This is a genomic window from Parerythrobacter aestuarii, assembly GCF_030140925.1.
Classification (GTDB): domain Bacteria; phylum Pseudomonadota; class Alphaproteobacteria; order Sphingomonadales; family Sphingomonadaceae; genus Parerythrobacter; species Parerythrobacter aestuarii.
Window position 1 is genome coordinate 606,785 of the sequence record NZ_JARBWD010000001.1, and the last position, 19,801, is coordinate 626,585.

The 19,801-nt window shown below is 62.7% G+C and carries 19 protein-coding genes; 9 read left to right on the forward strand and 10 right to left on the reverse strand.

Annotated elements, in window-relative coordinates; all coding sequences use genetic code 11:
- Nucleotides 1-80 precede the first annotated feature (80 nt).
- Nucleotides 81-983, forward strand: a complete 903-nt coding sequence (locus tag QPW08_RS02975) for an OmpA family protein (RefSeq protein ID WP_284124260.1) — start codon at nt 81-83, stop codon at nt 981-983.
- A gap of 27 nt (nt 984-1,010) precedes the next feature.
- On the opposite strand, the gene fghA is transcribed toward QPW08_RS02975, so the two are convergent.
- The 7 genes from fghA to QPW08_RS03010 all read right to left on the reverse strand — a co-directional run bounded on the left by fghA (nt 1,011) and on the right by QPW08_RS03010 (nt 6,127).
- Nucleotides 1,011-1,850, reverse strand: coding sequence for an S-formylglutathione hydrolase (gene fghA / locus QPW08_RS02980; protein ID WP_284124261.1), 840 nt, complete (start codon nt 1,848-1,850; stop codon nt 1,011-1,013).
- Nucleotides 1,847-2,356, reverse strand: a complete 510-nt coding sequence (locus QPW08_RS02985; protein ID WP_326521296.1) for a prolyl-tRNA synthetase associated domain-containing protein — start codon at nt 2,354-2,356, stop codon at nt 1,847-1,849. Before QPW08_RS02985 ends, fghA begins: the two co-directional genes overlap by 4 nt.
- Nucleotides 2,357-2,358: 2 nt before the next feature.
- A complete protein-coding gene (locus tag QPW08_RS02990; protein ID WP_284124262.1) occupies nt 2,359-2,733 on the reverse strand; it encodes a VOC family protein in 375 nt (124 codons plus the stop codon).
- Nucleotides 2,734-2,746: 13 nt separating this feature from the next.
- Nucleotides 2,747-3,127: a VOC family protein gene (locus tag QPW08_RS02995; RefSeq protein WP_284124263.1), complete on the reverse strand. Its 381-nt coding sequence runs from the start codon at nt 3,125-3,127 to the stop codon at nt 2,747-2,749.
- Between the two features lie 13 nt (nt 3,128-3,140).
- Complete coding sequence (locus QPW08_RS03000) at nt 3,141-3,509, reverse strand: cupin domain-containing protein (protein ID WP_284124264.1); 369 nt, start codon at nt 3,507-3,509, stop codon at nt 3,141-3,143.
- Complete coding sequence (locus QPW08_RS03005) at nt 3,509-4,615, reverse strand: S-(hydroxymethyl)glutathione dehydrogenase/class III alcohol dehydrogenase (RefSeq protein WP_284124265.1); 1,107 nt, start codon at nt 4,613-4,615, stop codon at nt 3,509-3,511. The genes QPW08_RS03000 and QPW08_RS03005 overlap by 1 nt, the downstream gene beginning before the upstream one ends.
- 81 nt (nt 4,616-4,696) lie before the next feature.
- Nucleotides 4,697-6,127 carry an NAD-dependent succinate-semialdehyde dehydrogenase gene (locus QPW08_RS03010; protein ID WP_284124266.1) on the reverse strand — a complete coding sequence of 477 codons (1,431 nt, stop codon included), beginning with the start codon at nt 6,125-6,127 and terminating at the stop codon, nt 4,697-4,699.
- A 107-nt stretch (nt 6,128-6,234) separates the two neighbouring features.
- Here QPW08_RS03010 and QPW08_RS03015 point away from each other — a divergent pair, with 107 nt between their 5' ends.
- The 4 genes from QPW08_RS03015 (at nt 6,235) to QPW08_RS03030 (ending at nt 10,166) form a co-directional block, all read left to right on the forward strand.
- Entirely contained in the window at nt 6,235-6,588 is a 354-nt protein-coding gene (locus QPW08_RS03015) for a hypothetical protein (protein ID WP_284124267.1), read from the forward strand.
- Between the two features lie 70 nt (nt 6,589-6,658).
- Nucleotides 6,659-7,330, forward strand: coding sequence for a glutathione S-transferase family protein (locus tag QPW08_RS03020; protein WP_284124268.1), 672 nt, complete (start codon nt 6,659-6,661; stop codon nt 7,328-7,330).
- A gap of 180 nt (nt 7,331-7,510) precedes the next feature.
- A complete protein-coding gene (msrB, locus tag QPW08_RS03025) occupies nt 7,511-7,921 on the forward strand; it encodes a peptide-methionine (R)-S-oxide reductase MsrB (RefSeq protein ID WP_284124269.1) in 411 nt (136 codons plus the stop codon).
- A gap of 94 nt (nt 7,922-8,015) precedes the next feature.
- A complete protein-coding gene (locus QPW08_RS03030) occupies nt 8,016-10,166 on the forward strand; it encodes a transglycosylase domain-containing protein (protein ID WP_284124270.1) in 2,151 nt (716 codons plus the stop codon).
- An 80-nt stretch (nt 10,167-10,246) separates the two neighbouring features.
- On the opposite strand, the gene QPW08_RS03035 is transcribed toward QPW08_RS03030, so the two are convergent.
- The 3 genes from QPW08_RS03035 to hflK form a co-directional block, all read right to left on the reverse strand.
- Nucleotides 10,247-11,776: a Do family serine endopeptidase gene (locus QPW08_RS03035; protein WP_284124271.1), complete on the reverse strand. Its 1,530-nt coding sequence runs from the start codon at nt 11,774-11,776 to the stop codon at nt 10,247-10,249.
- Between the two features lie 165 nt (nt 11,777-11,941).
- A complete protein-coding gene (gene hflC / locus QPW08_RS03040; RefSeq protein WP_284124272.1) occupies nt 11,942-12,781 on the reverse strand; it encodes a protease modulator HflC in 840 nt (279 codons plus the stop codon).
- A gap of 2 nt (nt 12,782-12,783) precedes the next feature.
- Nucleotides 12,784-13,935: a protease modulator HflK gene (gene hflK, locus QPW08_RS03045; RefSeq protein ID WP_284124273.1), complete on the reverse strand. Its 1,152-nt coding sequence runs from the start codon at nt 13,933-13,935 to the stop codon at nt 12,784-12,786.
- A gap of 76 nt (nt 13,936-14,011) precedes the next feature.
- Here hflK and QPW08_RS03050 point away from each other — a divergent pair, with 76 nt between their 5' ends.
- Genes QPW08_RS03050 through QPW08_RS03065 form a run of 4 tightly spaced genes read left to right on the forward strand, consistent with a single transcriptional unit; the run spans nt 14,012 to nt 19,772 of the window.
- Nucleotides 14,012-14,980 (forward strand): Mrp/NBP35 family ATP-binding protein, encoded by a 969-nt coding sequence (locus QPW08_RS03050; RefSeq protein WP_284124274.1) that lies wholly within the window; start codon nt 14,012-14,014, stop codon nt 14,978-14,980.
- The gene (locus QPW08_RS03055; protein ID WP_284124275.1) at nt 14,980-17,256 is read left to right on the forward strand and encodes a xanthine dehydrogenase family protein molybdopterin-binding subunit; all 2,277 of its coding nucleotides are present in this window, start codon (nt 14,980-14,982) and stop codon (nt 17,254-17,256) included. The genes QPW08_RS03050 and QPW08_RS03055 overlap by 1 nt, the downstream gene beginning before the upstream one ends.
- Nucleotides 17,257-17,290: 34 nt before the next feature.
- Nucleotides 17,291-18,325 carry a ferrochelatase gene (gene hemH, locus QPW08_RS03060; protein WP_284124276.1) on the forward strand — a complete coding sequence of 345 codons (1,035 nt, stop codon included), beginning with the start codon at nt 17,291-17,293 and terminating at the stop codon, nt 18,323-18,325.
- A 58-nt stretch (nt 18,326-18,383) separates the two neighbouring features.
- Nucleotides 18,384-19,772: a cytochrome P450 gene (locus QPW08_RS03065; protein ID WP_284124277.1), complete on the forward strand. Its 1,389-nt coding sequence runs from the start codon at nt 18,384-18,386 to the stop codon at nt 19,770-19,772.
- The last annotated feature ends 29 nt before the right edge of the window (nt 19,773-19,801 follow it).

The window sequence follows — 19,801 nt, forward strand, 5'->3', positions numbered from 1 at the left end:
CGCGCTTTACCTTGGGGGCGACCCAGAGTTAGGGTCGCGTGGAAGCGGTTCCGGTTGATTGAGGTCGAAGGAGTACACCAATGCGTATTATGACACAGGGCCCGCGCGCCCTTACCGCCATCGCCGCGCTGTCGCTGGCGATCCCAACAATTGCTTCCGCCCAGGGGCAGGAACTGCCTGTGGACGAGGATGCGACGATGAACGCCGACGGCTCGCTGACTGTCAGCGGGATGGTTCCGGCCGATCTGGAAGGCCTTGCCAAAGGTCCTGATATCGAAGGCATGATCTCCGCCCGCGATGGCGAGAAAATGCAGGTCACCACTGTTGGCGGCAGCAAGACCATCGTCTTCATCAGCCAGGGCACGGAAATCCGCGCCAAGGGCGGGTTCCTGGGGCTTAGCCGCACCAGCCTCGGTCCAAGCGCGCTGCTCAACGGCCTGCCGGTGACGATCGAGACCGTGCAGTGGGGCCAGGGCCTTATCGCCAGCCGTGTCCGGGTCAGCAACAATGACCTCGAAACCGCGCAGATGATCCAGGCCGGGACTGACCAGCGTTTTACTGCCAACGAGCAGGCAACCGAAGCCCTGCGCGGCCGGGTCGCCGATATCGACAAGTACAACATCAAGGGCACCACCAACGTCTATTTCGACACCGGCAAGTACAACCTCTCCGGCAATGCGCAGGCCGAACTGTGCTCGGCCGCGGCGCAGGCTGATGCGATGGACAACGCCCTGCTGCTGGTGGTCGGCTACACCGATTCTACCGGCACTTACGAGATCAACCAGGTGTTGAGCGAGAAGCGCGCCGCGCGGGTGGTCAATTACCTGCAGCAGCAGTGCGGCTGGAAGCCGTGGCGCATGCTGACCCCGACCGGCATGGCCGAAGCCGATCCGGCTGCGGACAACACCACCGAATGGGGCAAGCAGCAAAACCGCCGCGTGGCGGTGAATATCCTCGTCAGCAAGAGTGTGGACGGGATGTAATCATGAAGGTTCGGGGTGGGTTGCGGCTCACCCCAGCCTTTCCGCATGCCACTTCACATGCTCGGCCATGAAGGTCGAGATGAAGTAGTAGGAGTGGTCATAGCCCTCCTGCAGCCGGATCGTCGGTTCCATCCCGGCCTTGGCGCAGGCCATCGACAGTAGGCCGGTGCGCAGCTGTTCGTCGAGGAAACTGTCGGCGGTGCCCTGGTCGACCAGCAGGTGATCGAGCTGCGCGCCGTCTTCGATCAGGGCGACGGCGTCATAGTCGCGCCATGCCGCGCGGTCGTCCCCGAGATAGCGGCCCAATGCTTTCTCGCCCCACGGCACCTGGCTCGGCGCGACGATCGGGCTGAAGGCGCTGACCGAGCGGAAGCGGTCGGGGGTGCGCAGCGCGATGGTCAGCGCGCCGTGGCCGCCCATTGAGTGGCCGGTGATCGACTGGCGCGCCACATCGACCGGGAAATTGGCGGCGATAACTTCGGGCAGTTCGCGCTCGATATAGCTGCGCATGCGGTAGTGCGCTGACCATGGCTCCTCGGTCGCATCGACATAGAAGCCAGCGCCCTTGCCGAAGTCATATTCGTCAGCCGCGTCGGGCACGTCGTCTCCGCGGGGCGAAGTGTCAGGAGCGACGAACACGATGCCATGCTCGGCGCAGGCAGCGCGAAACTCGCCTTTCTCCGTGACATTGGCGTGGGTGCAAGTGAGGCCCGAGAGATACCACAGCACCGGCAGCTTCGCGCCTTCGTGATGCGGCGGGACGTAGACGGAGAATGTCATCTCCGTCCCGGTTTCGCTCGACTGGTGCGAATAGACGCCCTGCGTGCCGCCGAAAGCGCGGTTGGTGCTGATGGTTTCGATGGTCATTGGTCTTCCTTGGTCGGTATCTCGGCCACCAGTGGTTCATGCCCCCAATGTTCCAGCAGCCGCAACACATCCGCGCCGGACAGGCCGGTGGTCACGGTGTTGCGCAGCGGGTGGACATTCATGCGGTCGGCTTCCGCCAGGCTCTTGTCGATAACCACAGCAATGGTGCCGGGCTGGGCGTTGATCATCGCCAGTGGAGTGACCGAGCCGGGCTGGATACCGATCAGCTGCACCATCTCCTCGGCCTTGCCGAAACTCACGCGTTTGCAGCCGATCACTTCGGGCAGGCGTTTCAGGTCGACGCGGATATCGGCCGGTACCGTGACCAGCCAGAACGCTCCACCGGCGTCTTTCAGGAACAGGTTCTTGGTGTGCTCGCCGGGAATGGCGGCCCTGACCCCGGCACTTTCCTCGACGGTGAAGACCGCCTGGTGCTCGTGCGTTTCGAAAGAGATACCATGCGCGGCGAGGTCCGCCATGAGGCCATCCTCGCCGCGCATGGTCATGCTCACATCCGGTGAAGGGCGCAGAGCTTGTTGCCGTCCGGATCGCGCAGATAGGCGAGATAGAGCTTCATGTCGCCGTTCTCGCGCACGCCCGGCGGGTCTTCGATCGCCGTGCCGCCATTGGCAACGCCGGCGGCGTGCCAGGCGTCGGCCTGTTCCGGGCTCATGGCAAAACCGATGGTGCAACCATTGCCGTGGGTGGCCGGCTGGCCATCAATCGGCGGGGTGACGAGGAACACGCCGCCATTGTGCATGTAGACAAGCCGCCCCTTGGGATCGAGCATGCCTTCATTGCCGCCCATCGCCTTGAAGGTGGCGTCGTAGAATGTCTTCGAGCGCTCGATATCGTTCGAGCCTACCATCATGTGACTGTACATCGTCGTCCTCTCCTTATTCGCCTTCGGGGAGCTGGCAAAAAGCGCACAGCTTGTTCCCGTCGGGATCTCGCAAATAGGCACCATAAGCATTGCCCGGCGCATTGGGCCGCTTCCCCGGCCCGCCTTCGTCGCTGCCACCATTGGCAAGACCGGCAGCATGCCAGGCATCGACCGCTGCCGCATCGGCAGCCTTGAGGCCCAGCGTATGTCCGTTGGAGACAGTTGCTGCCTCGCCGTTGGCAGGCGTTGCCACGATCAGCGAGCCGGCAGCGCTCGGATAGACCGTGCCATGCGGCAGTGGCGCACCCTGGTGGCCCAGGGCACCCATGGTCGCGTTATAGAATTGGCGCGACTTCTCGATGTCGTTGGTGCCCAGGAAGGTGTGATTGAACATGCTCTTCTCTCTCCTAGATTTCGACCGCCTCGGTGGCCGTTGCTTCATCTCCGGTATTGGGCGTGCCTTCAGCATCCATGACGAAGACCTTGGCTTCGCCGCTGGTTGCGCGGGGTCGGTGCTGCGTGCCACGCGGAACTACTATCATCTCGCCGGCAACAAGGCTTTCAGTCCGGTCTTCGAAGTCGATATCCAGCGTGCCTTCGATGACAAGGAACATCTCGTCGGTATTGTCATGCTGGTGCCAGTGGAACTCGCCTTCGAGCTTGCACAGGCGCACTTCGCTATTGTTGAACCGGGCAACGATCTTGGGAGACCATTGCTCGCTAAATGCCGCGAACTTTTCGGCCAGAACCACTTTCTGGGGCGCGCCAGCACCCATCAATAGACTACCACGGCACGGATGCTCTCGCCCGCGTGCATCAGGTCGAAGCCCTTGTTGATTTCCTCAAGGCTCAACCGGTGGGTGATCATCGGGTCGATGGCGATCTTGCCGTTCATGTACCAGTCGACGATCTTGGGCACGTCGGTGCGGCCCTTGGCCCCACCAAACGCTGTGCCGCGCCAGTTGCGTCCCGTCACGAGCTGGAATGGGCGGGTGGCGATTTCCTTGCCGGCCTCGGCCACGCCGATGATGATCGAAGTACCCCAGCCCTTGTGGCAGCACTCCAGCGCATCGCGCATGACGTCGGTGTTGCCGGTGCAGTCGAAGCTGTAATCCGCGCCGCCATCGAGCATGTTCACCAGCGTTTCGACGACATTGCCGACCTCTTTCGGATTGACGAAATCGGTCATGCCGAACTTGCGGCCCCACTCTTCCTTGGAAGGGTTGATATCAACCCCAACGATGCGGTCGGCACCGGCCAGCTTGGCCCCCTGGATCACGTTGAGCCCGATCCCGCCGAGCCCGAACACCACCACGTTGTCGCCCGGCTGCACCTTGGCCGTATTGGTCACTGCGCCCACCCCTGTGGTGACACCGCATCCGACATAGCAAGTGGTGTCGAACGGCGCGTCTTCGCGGATCTTGGCGACGGCGATTTCAGGCAACACGGTGAAGTTCGAGAAGGTCGAGCAACCCATGTAGTGGTAGATCGTCTCGCCCTTGTAGCTGAAGCGCGACGTGCCGTCGGGCATCAGGCCCTGACCCTGAGTGGCACGGATCGCGCTGCACAGGTTTGTCTTGCCGCTGAGGCACATTTTGCACTGGCGACATTCGGGCGTGTAGAGCGGGATCACGTGGTCACCCGGCTTTACGCTGGTAACGCCCGCACCGACTTCGCGCACCACGCCGCAGCCTTCATGGCCGAGGATCGACGGAAAGATACCTTCGCTGTCGAGTCCGTCGAGCGTGTAGGCATCGGTGTGGCAGATGCCGGTCGCCATGATCTCGACCAGCACTTCGCCGGCTTTCGGCCCTTCCAGGTCCAGCTCGACGATCTCAAGCGGCTTCTTGGCTTCGAAGGCGACGGCGGCGCGGGTCTTCATGGATAGCTCTCCCTATCGATTCGTTTGCGGCTTCCTAGCCGATCTGCCGCGAATTGTATGTGTAGCTTACGGTTCGCCGACTCAAGCGGTTTCGTGGACGGTCTTGCTGACCATACAAGCGGTGACGCCATCGGCGCCATCCTCGAGGCCATAGCCTGACCATTTGACCCCGCCGAAGGGGGCATCTGCGGCGCTCACTGTGCCGCCGTTGATCGCGATCATCCCGGCTTCGATCTCGCTCGCCAGCCGCATCCGGCGCTTGCTGTCCTGCGTCCAGGCATAGGCGGCAAGGCCGTAGGGCAAGCGGTTGGCTTCCTCGATCATGGCATCATAGCCCGGCATCGGGTTGATGATGGCGACGGGTCCGAATGGCTCCTCGTTCATGATCGCGGCATCGATCGGCACTTCGCTCAGCACCGTTGGCTGGTGGAAAAAGCCCTGGTTGCCGATCCGCTCTCCGCCCGCGAGAACCTTTGCCCCGTGCTCGCGAGCATCGGCAATCTTGGCCTGCAGCCCATCGGGACCGCGGGCATTGGCCATCGGACCCATCTGAGTGTCGGCTTCCATGCCATTGCCGACCTTCACCGCCTTGGCCCGCTCGACGAAGCCGTCGCGGAAACGCTCGAACACGTCTTCCTCCACCAGGAAGCGGGTAGGGCTGACGCAGACCTGCCCGGCATTGCGGAACTTGTTGCCGGCCATGGTGTCGAGCGCCTTGTCGATATCGGCATCGTTGAACACCAGCACCGGGCCGTGCCCGCCCAGCTCCAGCGTCGTGCGCTGCAGGTTCTGCGCCGCGAGCGCAGCAAGGTGCTTGCCCACCGCTGTCGAGCCGGTGAAGGTCATCTTGCGGATGACGGGCGAACCGAGCAGGTGCTCGCTTATATCTGACGGAACACCAAACACAGCCTGGCAGACATCGCCAGGTACGCCTGCGTCATGAAGGGCCTGCACCAACGCGAGGCCGCCGGCTGGCGTCTCTTCGCTCGGCTTGACGATGACGGAACAGCCCGCCGCCAGTGGCCCGCCGATCTTGCGCATCACGTTGAGCGCGGGGAAATTCCACGCGCTGAAGCCCGCCACCGGGCCGACCGGCTCGTGCCGGACCTCGACCCGCTGCCCGTCCGGGCGAACCAGGGTCTTGCCATAGAGCCGCTTGCATTCGCCGGCGTAGAATTCGAGCAGCATGGCGCAATAAACCGTCTCGCCGATCGCTTCCTTCACCGGCTTGCCCTGTTCGCGGGTGATGGCTGCGCCAATCTGTTGCGAGCGCTCGCGGATCAATCCCGCCGCTTTGCGCAGTATCGCTTCGCGCTCATCGGCCGACGTGGCGCGCCACTTGGCAAAGCCTGTCCTGGCGTGTTCGAGCGCGGTATCGAGATCACCCGCTGTTGCGCTGGGCAAAGATGCGATAGCCTCTCCAGTCGAAGGGTCGAGTACCTCGATCATCTCACGGTCGGAGGAAATAGCTTCGCCGCCGATCAGCAGGTGCAGCGCAGGGTAGTCACTCATGTTTGGGGGCCTCTCGCACAGGGATTCGTTGCTGACCCACTTGGGCTTCGCGTCAATGACAGTAAAGGGGCAGCATTCATTCAGCTGGGCGGTTATACGGGGCCATCATGTCTACTTCGATTTTCATGGGCGCACTTGCGCTGGCCTTGCAGCCGGCCCTGCCCCCGACGCCTGAATTAAGCCTCGAGCAACGCACCAGCCTGCGCTGTGCCGCCGCATTCGCCATCGTCGCCGAAGGGCAGGCCAACGGCAATGCGGAGGCACTGGCATGGCCAGCTGTTGGCGAACGCGGCAAGGAGTTCTTCGTCCGCGCCAGCGCGCAGGTGATGGACCAGGCCGGGCTGAACCGTGACCAGATCAGCGCGGCCCTTTCGGCCGAAGCACAAAAGCTTTGGGATGAAGGCAACATCGATGATGTCATGCCCGGATGCCTGCTGCTGCTCGAAGCGTCGGGAATTTGAGCCGCAGCGTCGGATAACCGCGCTGCCAATATTGTCCCGAATCCTCGATTGCTGCATTGGAAAACACAGTATGTGGCGCCTCTATCAATTCCCCCTCTGTCCCTTCAGCCGCAAGGTCCGCTTGCTGATGAGCGAAAAGGGCGTGGGCTACGAGCTTTGGCGCGCAGACCCATGGGATGCCGACGATGAATTCTGGGCCATGAACCCGGCCGGGCGTACCCCGGTGCTGCATGACCCCGACCGCAGGATCAGCCTGGCTGACAGCCGGGCGATCTGCGAGTATTTCGAGGAAACAGTCGACAAGTCGCCGATGATCAATGGCACCGCCACCAATCGCGCTGAAATCCGCCGATTAGTGGCACTGTTCGACGAGAACTTCTTCAACGATGTCACGCTTCCGCTACTGCACGAGCGGATGAAGAAACGCCTTATCCTGCGCCAGCCGCCCGACAGCCGGATGCTGCGCGAAGCCATGAAGCTGGCGCATGGACATCTCGACTATATCGATTACCTGATCGACACGCGCCCGTGGCTGGCAGGGCCGCAGATGAGCCTGGCCGACCTCGCCGCCGCTGCGCAGATTTCCGTCGCTGACTATCTCGGCGGCATCGACTGGGACGGGCACGAACAGACCCGCGAATGGTATGCCGTGTTCAAGAGCCGTCCGAGCTTCGGCCCGCTCCTGACAGAGCGGATGGAAGTGATCCAGCCGCCCAAGCACTATGCCATGCTGGATGGGTAGCAGCTCACCCTGATCCAAGCTTCGCTAACGCGCTACGCGCGCAAGCTGCGTCTTCCTTCTCCCATTGGGAGAAGGATACGGACGCTTGGCGCTTTAGCGCCTAGCCGCAGTAGGATGAGGGTTCGCAGTGCTTGAGCATTGGCGCAGGGCGCACCATATCTCCGTCGAAGGAGATCTCGCATGACCGATCCGAAGTCCACCACTGAGCAAGAGTGGCGCGAAAAGCTGTCGCCGGAACAGTTTCATATCCTGCGCGAGAAAGGGACTGAGCGTGCATTCACCGGTGCGTACGACAAGTTCTACGAAGACGGCGAATATTACTGTGCGGGCTGCGGGGCCAAGCTGTTCGAAAGCGCCGCCAAATACAACAGCGGCTGCGGCTGGCCGGCGTTCACCAAGCCCAGCGAAGGCGAGGCAGTGGCTGAACACCGCGACACGTCGCATGGGATGATCCGTACCGAAGTGACCTGCGCCAATTGCGACGGGCACTTGGGCCATGTCTTTCCGGATGGTCCGCCGGACCAGGGTGGCATGCGCTATTGCATCAACAGCGCAGCACTCGACTTCGAAGCTGGCGACAAGACCGAATAACCCGTTCACGGCGGGTTATGCTTGGCCTATGCTACAGGCCAGATGGAGAGGTGTGCCCGCGCGGTGCACGGCATGACGGGATAGCTCGACTGTAATGGCCAAGCGTGGCAGCCGCCGGAAGGCAGCGGAACAAGCAAGGAAGAAAGCTGCGGCCAATCCGCCAAGCCGCCTGCGGTTGTGGCTGAAGCGCGCCGTCTTCTGGGGCGGTGCGCTGGCACTGCTGGGGGCGCTGTTCCTCGGACTTGCAGTCATGTTTGCCGCGCGTTCACTGCCGAGCTTCAACCAGCTGAAAGCGACACAGAACGCGCAGACCATCGTGGTGCGCGCGCGTGACGGGACGGAGATCCTCGAGCTTGGGCCCAGCTTTGGCCAATGGATCTCGCATGAAGATATCCCGCAAGTGATGAAGGATGCGATGATATCGGTCGAGGATCGCCGCTATTATTCGCACTTTGGCGTGGACCCTTACGGGCTCGCGCGTGCGCTCTACGAAGCGGCGACAGGTGACGGGCGGATCTCGGCAACGTCGACCATCACCCAGCAGCTGGCCCGCAATGTCTTCCTCAACTCCAACCGAACGCTCGATCGGAAATTGCGCGAAGGGGTGCTGGCGCTGGCACTCGAGACCAAGTTCTCGAAAGAACAGATCCTCGAGCTCTATCTCAACAAAGTCTATTTCGGTGGTGGTGCCTACGGTATCGACAGCGCCAGCCGGAAGTTCTTCAGCCATCCCGGGACCGAGCTGTCGACCGCTGAAGCGGCAATCATTGCCGGGCTGGTCAAGGCACCCAGCCGCTACTCGCCGACCGCCGATGTCGATGCGGCGGTAGATCGTGCCAAGGTGGTGTTACGGTTGATGCGCGAGCAGGGGCGGATCAGCGCCGACCAGGCCTCGGTCGATATCGATGCGGTGAAGCTCAAGCCCGAAGCGGGTCAGAACTCGGTTCGCTATTTCACTGACTGGGCGCTGCCGCAGCTCGATATCCTGCTGCCCGAGACTTTCGAGCCGATTACGGTTTGGACCACGATCGATGTCGGCATGCAACGTGCGGCGCAGACGGCAATCGAAGCAAATTCGCCCGCTGGTGCGCAAGGCGCGCTGGTCAGCCTCGATCGTGATGGGGCCGTGCTAGCGCTGGTCGGTGGCAAGGACTATGTCGAGACCAGTTTCAACCGGGCGACCACGGCGATGCGCCAGCCCGGCTCGTCATGGAAGCTGTTCGTCTATCTCGCCGCGTTAGAGAAAGGCTACACGCCAGAGGATCGCGTCGTCGATACCCCTGTCACCATTGACGGCTGGAGCCCGCGCAATTCCGGTGGCGGCTATGCCGGCGAGATGGATTTGCGCAGTGCATTTGCCTATTCGAAAAATACCGTTGCCGCCCAGCTGGGCCATGAGGTCGGCTTCGGCACTGTTGCGTCGATGGCGCGTCGGTTCGGCATTACGACCGAAGTCTCGACCTTTCCGGCCATGGTGCTGGGGTCCAGCGAAGTGCGGCTGATCGACATGACGCGTGCATTTGCTGCGGTCTCGGCAAAGGGGACGAGCATAGAGCCCTACGGTATCGTCAAGGTCACCACCGCGGATGGTGAGACGATCTACCAGCATGAGAAAGCGCGCGAAGTGAAGCTCGTGCCCGATTATGTTGCGGCTGGGATGACCGACCTTCTCCAGGCTGCAGTCCAGACAGGCACGGGCCGCGCGGCGCAGATCGGGCGTCCGGTGGCCGGCAAGACTGGTACCACCAGCTCCAACAAGGATGGCTATTTCGTCGGTTTTTCGAGCGGGATCACCACCGGCGTGTGGATGGGGCGCGACGACAACAAGGCAGTCCCGGGCCTGCAAGGCGGACGCGCTCCGGCGCAGGCATTCGCGGCCTTCATGCGGTATGCGGTCAAGGATCGCCCACCGGAGAAGTTCGATACCGACCTGCAATTGCCGGAGTGGCAGCTCGAGCCCGACGACGAGTTCTATTTCGGCGATCCGGAAGACTACTACTATATCGACGAACAGGGGAACCTGATCGAACCAGGTCGGATCGAGGGTCCGCGCGGCAATTTCCCGATCGAAGGTGAGAATCAACCGGGTGAAGTGGATCGTCCGAGACGCCCGCCCGAACCGGCGGCCGATGGCGCACCACAGGCGGCGAGCGACGATTTCCTCGACCGGGCGACTGGCGGAACCGAGCCTCAGCCGAGGCAACCTTCACCGGCTCCCCGGCCGCCAACACCGAACCAGCAATAACGACGGACAAATGAAAACCCCCGCCGGTTTCGCTCCGGCGGGGGTATTCGTGATCTTGACTGAAGCCGGTTGGGGCAGGCCTACTCCTGGATGCGGACGGCGCGGAAGAACTGCGTTCCCCGACGTTCGACCGTCAGCAGCACTGCATCGCGACCGGCCTGTTCGGCTTCTGCGATGACCGCTTCCAGTTCGGCAACGGAGCCGACCGGTTTGTAATTCGCGCCAACGATGATGTCGCGCCGCTGCAGGCCTTTGCGGGCAGCATCCGAATTCGGGTTCACCACTGCAATGGCGAGGCCCTTCTGGCCGGCGTCTGCGCCGAGCTGGCGCGCGATCTCGGGTGTCACTGGCAACACGCCAAGGCCGAGCTTGTCCGCGATAACTTCGCTGTCGCTGACATCGCCCGACCCATTCTCGTCTTCCGCCTCGTTATCGGAGAAGACTTGTGACTGGCGGATCTCCTCTTCGCTTGGCCGTTTGCCAACCGTCACATTCAATGTGCGGCGGCTACCGTCGCGATAGACTTCGACGGGTACAGTTGTTCCCGGCGAGATGTTGGCGATAAGGAATGACAGCGTCTGGTCTGGAGTGACGTCCTTGCCATTGATCTTGGTGACAATGTCGCCCGGCCTGATACCGGCCTTCGAAGCGGCTTCGCCATCGACAACTGTCTGCACGAACTCGCCGCGGTTCTTGGGCAGGCCTAGCGAAGCGGCGACATCTTCCGTCACCGGCTGGATCTGCACGCCCAGATAACCGCGCTCGATCGTGGCACCGCTGCGCAGCTGGTCTACAATCGGTGCAGCAATGTCGGCGGGAATAGCAAAACCGATACCTACGCTGCCGCCCGACGGTGAGAAGATGGCGTTGTTGATACCGATGACATTGCCCTGCATGTCGAACAGCGGACCGCCCGAGTTACCACGGTTGATGCTGGCATCAGTCTGGATGTAGCGGTCGTAGGCGCCACCACCGGTGTTGCGCAGCTGCGCTGAAACGATCCCGCTGGTGACCGTCCCGCCAAGACCGAAAGGGTTGCCAATGGCAATGACCCAGTCGCCGGCGCGGGTCTTGGTCGAATCGCCGAATTTCACGAAAGGAAACGGCTGCGGTCGGTTGACCTTGAGTACGGCAAGGTCGGATTGCGCATCGGCGCCAACCAGCTCCGCTTCGTACTCGGTCCCGTCGGGCAGCGTTACGGTAATTTCTTCCACTGTGCCGCGCCCGGTAGGGCTGACGACGTGGTTGTTGGTCACCACATAGCCATCCGACGAAATGAAGAAGCCTGAGCCGAGCGACTGCGCCTCGCGCGTTTGCGGCTGAGCCGGCTGGCCGCGACGCTGGTTGAACAGATCGGCAAAGGGCGTGCCCTGGAACGGGTTGCGGCTTTGCACTTCAACCCGCTGGCGGGTGGAGATGTTCACCACAGCGGGGGCGAGCTGGTCGGTCAGGTCGGCAAAGCTCTCCGGCGCGCCGGCGCGGGGAACGATGCTGGTCATGGCGCGGTCGTCATTCTGAGCAACCTGGGCCCCGGCGGGGTGACCGGTCACCAGCGATACCGTAGCGCCACCCAGAAGCAGCGCTGTGCTCAGGCCATATGCATATCGCACGGGTTTCACCTTCTTTCGTTCCTCTTCTCAATCTTGCCACCAGATACGCATTCAATGCGAGTCCGGTTTCATGCGGTCCACTCCGCGATTCAGCGTTTCGCCACTGAACGGACCTTTAACGACATCTGTAATCGAAGCCGTTCGTCGAGCGGTTTCAGCCCTTCGTCAACGGCCCCGGAATTGGCGCAGGTATTCATTGTCGGGTGACAGAATGATGGAGCTCTCACCCTTGTTCTGCCCCTCTGCCGCCGGAGCGAATGTAGTATCATAGCTCTGCATGGCGCGGTAGAAGTCGTAAAAGCTGGGGTCCTTACCGAAGCTCTCTGCATAAATGCGCGCAGCCTCTGCGTCGGCCTCTGCGCGAATCACGACGGCATCACGCGCGCCTTGGGCCCGGATGGCTCGCGCTTCTCGTTCACGATCCGATTCCATCCGGCGGAAGGCCGACTGCAGCGGGGCATCCGGCAGGTCGGTGCGCTTGATCTGCACATCGACGACTCGCGCACCATACTGGCGGGCCTGACGATCGAGGTTTGCCCGGACATTGGCCAGAGCAGAACCGCGCTCGGCGGTCAGCATGGCCTGGAAAGTCCGGCGTCCCAGTTCCTGTCGCAGCACGGAGTTGAGAATCGGCTGCAAAGCAGTGCGCACCCCGTCGGTCGAGCTGGCGGCTCGCACCATCCGCACCGGATCGACGATCTGGAAACGGGCATAGGCGTTGACCAACAGGCGCTGCTGGTCGTTCGACAGCACTTCCTCATCTGTCATTTCCAGATCGAGCAAGCGCTTCTCGATGCGCACGACTTGTTCGAAAACGGGAATGCGGAAATGCAGGCCAGCCTTGTAGCTGCCTTGCGGAGTGTTCAGCGTTCGCACCGGTTCACCCGTTCGGATGATCACTGCCTGCTCTTCTTCGGGCACCACGAAGGCACTCGCGAAGAAACCCACAACGGCAAGCGCAACGGCAATGATGGAACCTTTGTGATTGTCCCAGAGATCCTGCATGATCACTGCCCTCCTGTTGCGGTTGCTGCCGGTGGCGGGACTTGCTGCGCTCTCCGCCGAACCTCGGGTAAAGGCAGGTATGGGGTAACCCCGCGTGGTTCGACGATGGTCTTGTCAGTGCCGCTGAGCACACGCTCCATGGTCTCGTAATAGAGACGCTGGCGGGTCACTTCGGGGGCGAGGCGATACTGTTCGTAGACCTTGTCGAAAGCCTCGGCTTCACCTTCTGCGGTGGCGAGTACTTGCTGGGCATAGCCACGCGCCTGGTTGCGCGCTGCGTCAGCGTTCTGCTCGGCCACCTGGACGTTGCGGAAGGCATCCACCACGTCCGAAGGTGGATCGGCTTTTTCGATTTCGACGCCCAGGACATTGACTCCGGCATTGTAGGAATCGAGCGTGCGTTGCATGCGCTGGCGAACATCCTGCTCGATCGTAGCACGGCCTTCGCCTGAGAAGGTCTCATCGAGCTCCTTCTCGGCCACTGCCGCGCGCATGGCTGCCTCGGCCGCTTCGTTCACTGTTTCGACCGGTTCGACGAGCTCGAAATTGAAGTCGCGCAGGTCTTTGATATTCCAACGGATAATGTAGCTCAAGTCGACCAGGTTCTGGTCCTGGGTCAGGATCAGCTTCTGTTGCTGCGAGCCGCCCGGAATCTGGACAGCGCGCACACCCTGCACGTCCTCGATATCGACGGTCTGAAGCGGGAACGGCAGGGTCCATTGCAAGCCCGGGTCGAGCGTGCGTGAGTATTTGCCGAGCGTCTTGACGACTGCCTGCTCCTTTGGGCCGATCTGATGCACCGATGTCGCCAACAGGCCTATTGCGATCAAGCCACCGAAGATGACGGGAAACCAGCTCTTGCCGCCGGGGCGCTGCGGCATGCGAAAACTTCCGCCACCACCGCCGCCACGACGTGGACCGCCCGGGCCGCGGCCTTTGAAAATGTCTTCGATATTGGCCGAACGGCGGGGTTCGTCACCGCCGGAGCCCGGCGGCAACCAGGGGTTGCGCGGCCCGTCAGAGTTGCCCGGCGAACCCTTGTCACCATCGTCACTGTTGCCATCGTCGGATTTGCCGCCGCCGTTTCCGCCCCACGGGCTCTTGCCGGCCATGGCCAATCCGATCCGTTCCCGGATGCTGTCAAAACTCTCCATGCCAACCTGTATAGGTACCCCGGACCAGAAAAACAGGGGTTGCCGCTGCAAATTTGCTGCTAGTGACGCCCCCGTGATGGATGAGATGGTTCTGCGGGCAGCCTTGCCCACGACAATTGCCGATCGGCTCGGCTCGCTCAAAGCCGGCGAAAGCGTGGTGACAGCAGTGCTAGATGGCACCGGGCTGACTGGTCGACAGCGCGCGGACCTGCAACAGGCGGCCAAAGACGTGCTGGAAAGCCAGCCCGGAGTGAGCGAAGCGCGGGTGGCGATCATGGCCGACAAGGTCGCGCGGCGCTTCATCGCGGTCGGGTCGGGCAAGGGCGGGGTCGGCAAGTCCACCCTGACCGCCAATCTCGCGGTTGCCCTCAAGCGGATCGGTCATGCCGTGGGTGTGGTCGATGCCGATATTTACGGTCCCTCGCAGCCCACTTTGCTGGCGAGCAAGAATGCCAAGCCCGAAGCAATCGACGACAAGTTGCAGCCCGTCCTCGGGACACTAGACATCCCGATGTTGTCGATGGGGCATCTGGTGGCACCCGGCAAGGCGCTGGCGTGGCGCGGACCGATGGCTGCTGGTGCCTTGTCGCAGTTGATCGAAGCCGACTGGGGTGCGGCGGACACAATCCTGCTCGATTTGCCGCCGGGAACGGGTGACGTGCAGTTGACGATGGTCCAAAAACACAAGCCCGACGGTGCAGTGATTGTTTCCACTCCCCAGGACCTCGCGCTGATCGACGCCGCACGGGCCGGGCAGTTGTTCGAAACTACCGGGGTGCCGGTGATCGGGCTGGTTGAAAACATGGCCGGGTACCAGTGTCCGCACTGCGGCGAATTCTCCGACCCATTCGGGCAAGGCGGTGTGGAAAGCATTGCCGAGCGGCTGGATTTGCCGTTCCTGGGGCGTATCCCGCTGACCATGGAAATACGCACTGCCAGCGATGCGGGCACGCCGCCCGCCGCCGAGGATGGATCGGCGGGACAGGCCTTTGCCACCGTGGCGCGAAAAGTGTCGGACTGGCTTGATCAGGAACAGCGCAGCTGATGGTGCTGGTCAGCCGCCGCGGATTGCTCGCCGGGGCAGCAGTCGGGGGAGGCTTGCTGGTGGCCTGGTCGCTTTGGCCAAGGGACTATGCTTCTCCGTTGGAGCCCGCCGAAGGTGAGGCTGCCTTCGATGCGTGGATCAAGATTGGCCTCGACGGGATCGTGACAGTGGCGGTGCCGCAGCTGGAAATGGGGCAGGGCATCTCCACCCTGCTGCCACAGATCGTTGCGGTCGAACTGGGAGCCGACTGGAGGCAGGTCGCAGTGCAACCCGCGCCGGTCAGCGGGGCCTATGCGAATGTCCCGCTGGCGGCCAAATGGGCCCCGCTATGGATGCCCGCAAGGTTGCCGAATTTCGTGGAGGTTGGACCTGACGATTTCGTCGCTCGGCGCTTCGCCCAGTCCAGTCGTTTCATGGTTACGTCCGACGGCCAATCGCTGGCTGCCTACGAACAGCCCTGCCGCGAGGCTGCAGCCTCGGCGCGGGCGATGCTGTGCCAGGCCGCTGCCGGCCGATGGGACGTAGCCTGGGAAGAATGTGAAACCCAGGCAGGCTTCGTAGTGCACGGTGACAAGCGGTTGCGGTTTGGCGAGTTGGCAATGGAGGCCGCCGAGCTTGAGCCGCCCGATCCCGCGCCGCTAAGGGTGGAAGCCGCTTTCGAAGAGCCCTTCGCCGGGCAATCGGATCCAGCCACTTCCTATCCGAGGCTCGACTTGCCTTCGAAAGTCGATGGCACGCATCTGTTTGCCGGTGACATCAGGCTGCCGGGTATGGTGTTCGCATCGATCCGTCACGGGGCCTTGGATCAGTCGCGGCTGGCGAGTTTCGACGCTGCGGCCGCGCAAACTGTTGGCGGCGTGGTCGGCGTGATCGAAGGCAAGCGCTGGCTCGCCGCAGTGGCGGAAAACTGGTGGGCGGCGGAGCAGGCACTCAGCGCTATGAAGCCGCGTTTCACCACGGCCAGCCGGGTCCATTCGCCGGTTATCGAATCGCGGCTGGAAAAGGCGCGGCGCGAGGACGATAGCTATCGCATTGCCCAGCGCGGCGAAGGGGCTGACGCGATGGAGCGGCCCGACCTGACGCTGGTCTATGACATCGCCCCGGCCCAGCACCAGCCGCTCGAAACCGCAAGCGCCACGGCGTGGCTACGCAACGGCAGGCTGGAGCTGTGGCTGGCCACACAGGCGCCCGAGCATGCCCGCCGCGCCGCTGCGCATGCAATCGGGCTGAGCGCGGACGATGTCATCCTTTACCCCATGCCCGCCGGCGGCAGCTTCGATGCCCGGCTGGAGCATGCCCACGCCATCGAAGTGGCACTGATCGCGCGCGAAGTGGACCGCCCGGTCCAGCTGGTGTGGTCGCGCTGGCAGGAAACGCTGGCCAGCTATCCGCGCGCGCCGGTCTCGGCCCGGCTCAGCGCAAAGCTTTCGCCCGACGGCACCATCAGCATCCTGCGCACGCGCCTCGCCACTGCTTCCTGGGGCCGCGAATTCGGTGCGCGCCTGTTCGACAACCGCACTAGCTGGGCAGCGATCGAAGACAGCAACGGAAAGCCCGATCCGATGGTCGGCGAGGGCGCATTGCCGCCCTATGCCATACCCAATGCCGTGGTCGACCATGTCCCGGTCGAGACGGGATTACCGGCGGGTAAGATGCGCGGGCAGGCGCATGGCTACACCGCGTTTTGCATTGAGAGTTTCGTCGACGAAGTCGCCCATCGCAATAATCGCGAGCCGCTGTCGTTCCGGATAGAGATGCTCGGGCAGGATATCCGCCTTGTCGAATGCCTGCAGCGCGCCGCTAGACTGGCGGAATGGAACGGGGGGGCCAGCGGTAGCGGGCAAGGAATCGCCTGCCATCGGATCGGTTCGGCCGAAGATGGTGGTCGGATTGCTTGTGTTGCAACAGCGCGGCCAGATGAAGGCGGCGTTCGAGTTACGAAGTTGCACACGGCCGTTGATATTGGGCGGATCGTCAACCTCGATATCGCGCGCCAGCAAATCGAAGGCGGGCTCGTTTTTGGCCTGTCGTTGGCATTGGGATCGACCAATCGCTACGAGCGTGGCCTGCCGGTAGGCGGGCGCTTGTCAGATCTGAACCTCCCTTTGCTGGCAGGCTGCCCGGAAATGGAGATCGAATTCGTGTCCAGCGATGCTCCGGCCTTCGATCCCGGGGAACTGGGCGTTGCCGTGGTCGCGCCGGCTATCGCCAATGCGCTGTTCTCTGCGACCGGGCTGCGGCTGCGCAACCTTCCTTTGCTGTCCGGCGGGCTCTAGGGCACCGCCAAGTGTTTCGTGCATTAAGGCTGCTATGACCTGGCAAACCTCATCTCTTCCCAGCGATCACCCGCCTGTCCAAAGCGGCAAGGTCGGCGTGTTGCTGGTCAATCTCGGCACGCCCGATGCGCCCGATACCAAGTCGGTCCGGCGCTACCTCAAGGAATTCCTGTCGGACCGGCGGGTAGTGGAGATCCCGCCGCTCGTATGGCAGCTGATCCTGCGCGGGATCATCCTCAACACACGTCCCCAGAAGAGCGCGCGCGCCTACCAGAAGGTGTGGATGGACGAAGGCTCGCCGCTGGCGGTCATCACCCGGCGGCAGGCCGAGGCGCTGTCGGCACAGCTAGGCGACGGCATGCATGTCGACTGGGCGATGCGCTATGGCGAACCCTCGATTCCCGACCGGCTCGATGCCATGATGAAGGCAGGCTGCGAACGGATCCTGTTCGCACCGCTCTATCCGCAATATTCCGGTGCGACGACGGCAACGGCGGTCGACAAGGCCGCTGATGCGCTGAAGGACATGCGCTGGCAGCCAGCGCTGCGGATTCTGCCCGCCTATCACGACCATCCGGCCTATCTTGATGCACTGGAAGCGGACACCTTGCGGCAACTGGACGCGCTTGATTTCGAACCTGAGGTCCTGCTGCTCAGCTTCCACGGCATGCCCTTGCGCACGCTGGAGCTGGGCGATCCGTACCACTGCCACTGCATGAAGACCGCACGTTTGTTGCGCGAACGGCTGGCGCAGTCGGAACGATGGTCAAAACTGCGGGTCACGGCGACGTTCCAGTCGCGCTTCGGCCGGGCGCAATGGCTGGAGCCGGCGACCGACGACACCATCATTGCCGAGGCCGAGGCCGGGACGAAGCGCATGGCGGTGGCCATGCCGGGCTTCTCAGCCGATTGCCTGGAGACGCTGGAAGAGATCGCCATGGAGGGCAAGGACGAGTTCGTGGGGGCGGGCGGCGAGCGCTATGCTGCGCTGGCATGCCTCAATGACAGCGCTGCCGGGATGGCCATGCTGGAAGCCCTGGTGCGGCAGGAACTCGCGGGCTGGATTTGAAGGCTTGATTAACTTACATTGAGGTAAGTAACCGCAACTGCCAACCTGCGAGAACATCATGGCCACGCTTGCTGCCGATCCTGCCGAAGTCGCCACCCCCAAGCACTGGACCGAGGGCAATCCCACCGACGCCGACCTCGCACATATTCCGGGTGAGGGCGGCTGGCCGATCGTCGGCAACACCTTCACCATGCTGGCCGATCCGCATGCCTTTTCGCGGCGGATGTATGAGAAATACGGCAAGGTATATCGCAACCGCGCCTTCGGCGGCTGGAATGTCGCCATGATCGGGGCTGAAGCGAACGAGCTGATGCTGTTCGACAAGGGCAAGATCTTTTCCAGCGAGCAAGGCTGGGGGCCGGTGCTAGACCAGCTGTTCCCGCGCGGGCTGATGCTGATCGATTTCGACCATCACCGTGCAGATCGCCGGGCGCTGTCAATCGCATTCAAGCCGGAGCCGATGCGGCATTATGCCGGCGCGCTCAATCGCGGCATCGCCAAGCGGATGGCCGAATGGGGAGAAGGCGACCTTCAGTTCTACCCCGCGATCAAGCAACTGACGCTCGACTTGGCCGCCGACAGCTTCCTCGGCTTGCCGTTCGGGCCCGAGGCCGACGCCATCAACGAGGCGTTCGTCAACATGGTGCAGGCCTCGGTCGCGCCGGTGCGCAAGCCGCTGCCATTTACGCTGATGAAGAAGGGCGTCGACAGCCGTGCCTTCCTGGTCGACTATTTCACCGGGGAAACCCACCGCATCCGCGCCGAGGGCGGCGGGCAGGACATGTTCAGCCAATTCGCCACCGCCGAGTATGAAGACGGCAGCCAGATGCCGGTCGACGAGGTGGTCGACCACATGAACTTCCTGATGATGGCCGCGCATGACACCATCACTTCCAGCGCTACCTCGCTGGTCTACCTGCTGGCGAAGAACCCGGAATGGCAGGACAAGCTCCGGCAGGAGCTGACCGCCATCACCGGGGGCGAGGGCAAGGATCTCGCCTATGACCAGCTCGGCGCGCCGGAGCTGACCGAAATGGCCTTCAAGGAAGCGCTGCGGCATATCCCGCCGGTTCCTTCGATGCCGCGGCGGGCTCTCAAGTCTTTCGAATATGCCGGTTACGAGATTCCGGCTGGGGCGCATGTCGGGATCAATATCCACATGGTGCATCACATGGAGGAGTATTGGGACAATCCCTACAGCTTCGATCCGATGCGCTTCACGCCGGACAAGGTGAAGGCGCGGCACAAATATGCCTGGGTCCCGTTCGGTGGCGGCGCGCATATGTGCCTGGGGCTGCATTTCGCCTATATGCAGATCAAGATCCTGATGGCGCATATGCTGACGCGCTATCGCATTGAAATTTCAGAAGGATATGATCCGGCGTGGCAGGCGTGGCCGATCCCCAAGCCCAAGGACGGGCTGAAGATCACGTTGAAACGATTGTAATTTCGTCGCGGAGCACGGCGCGTAGCGCT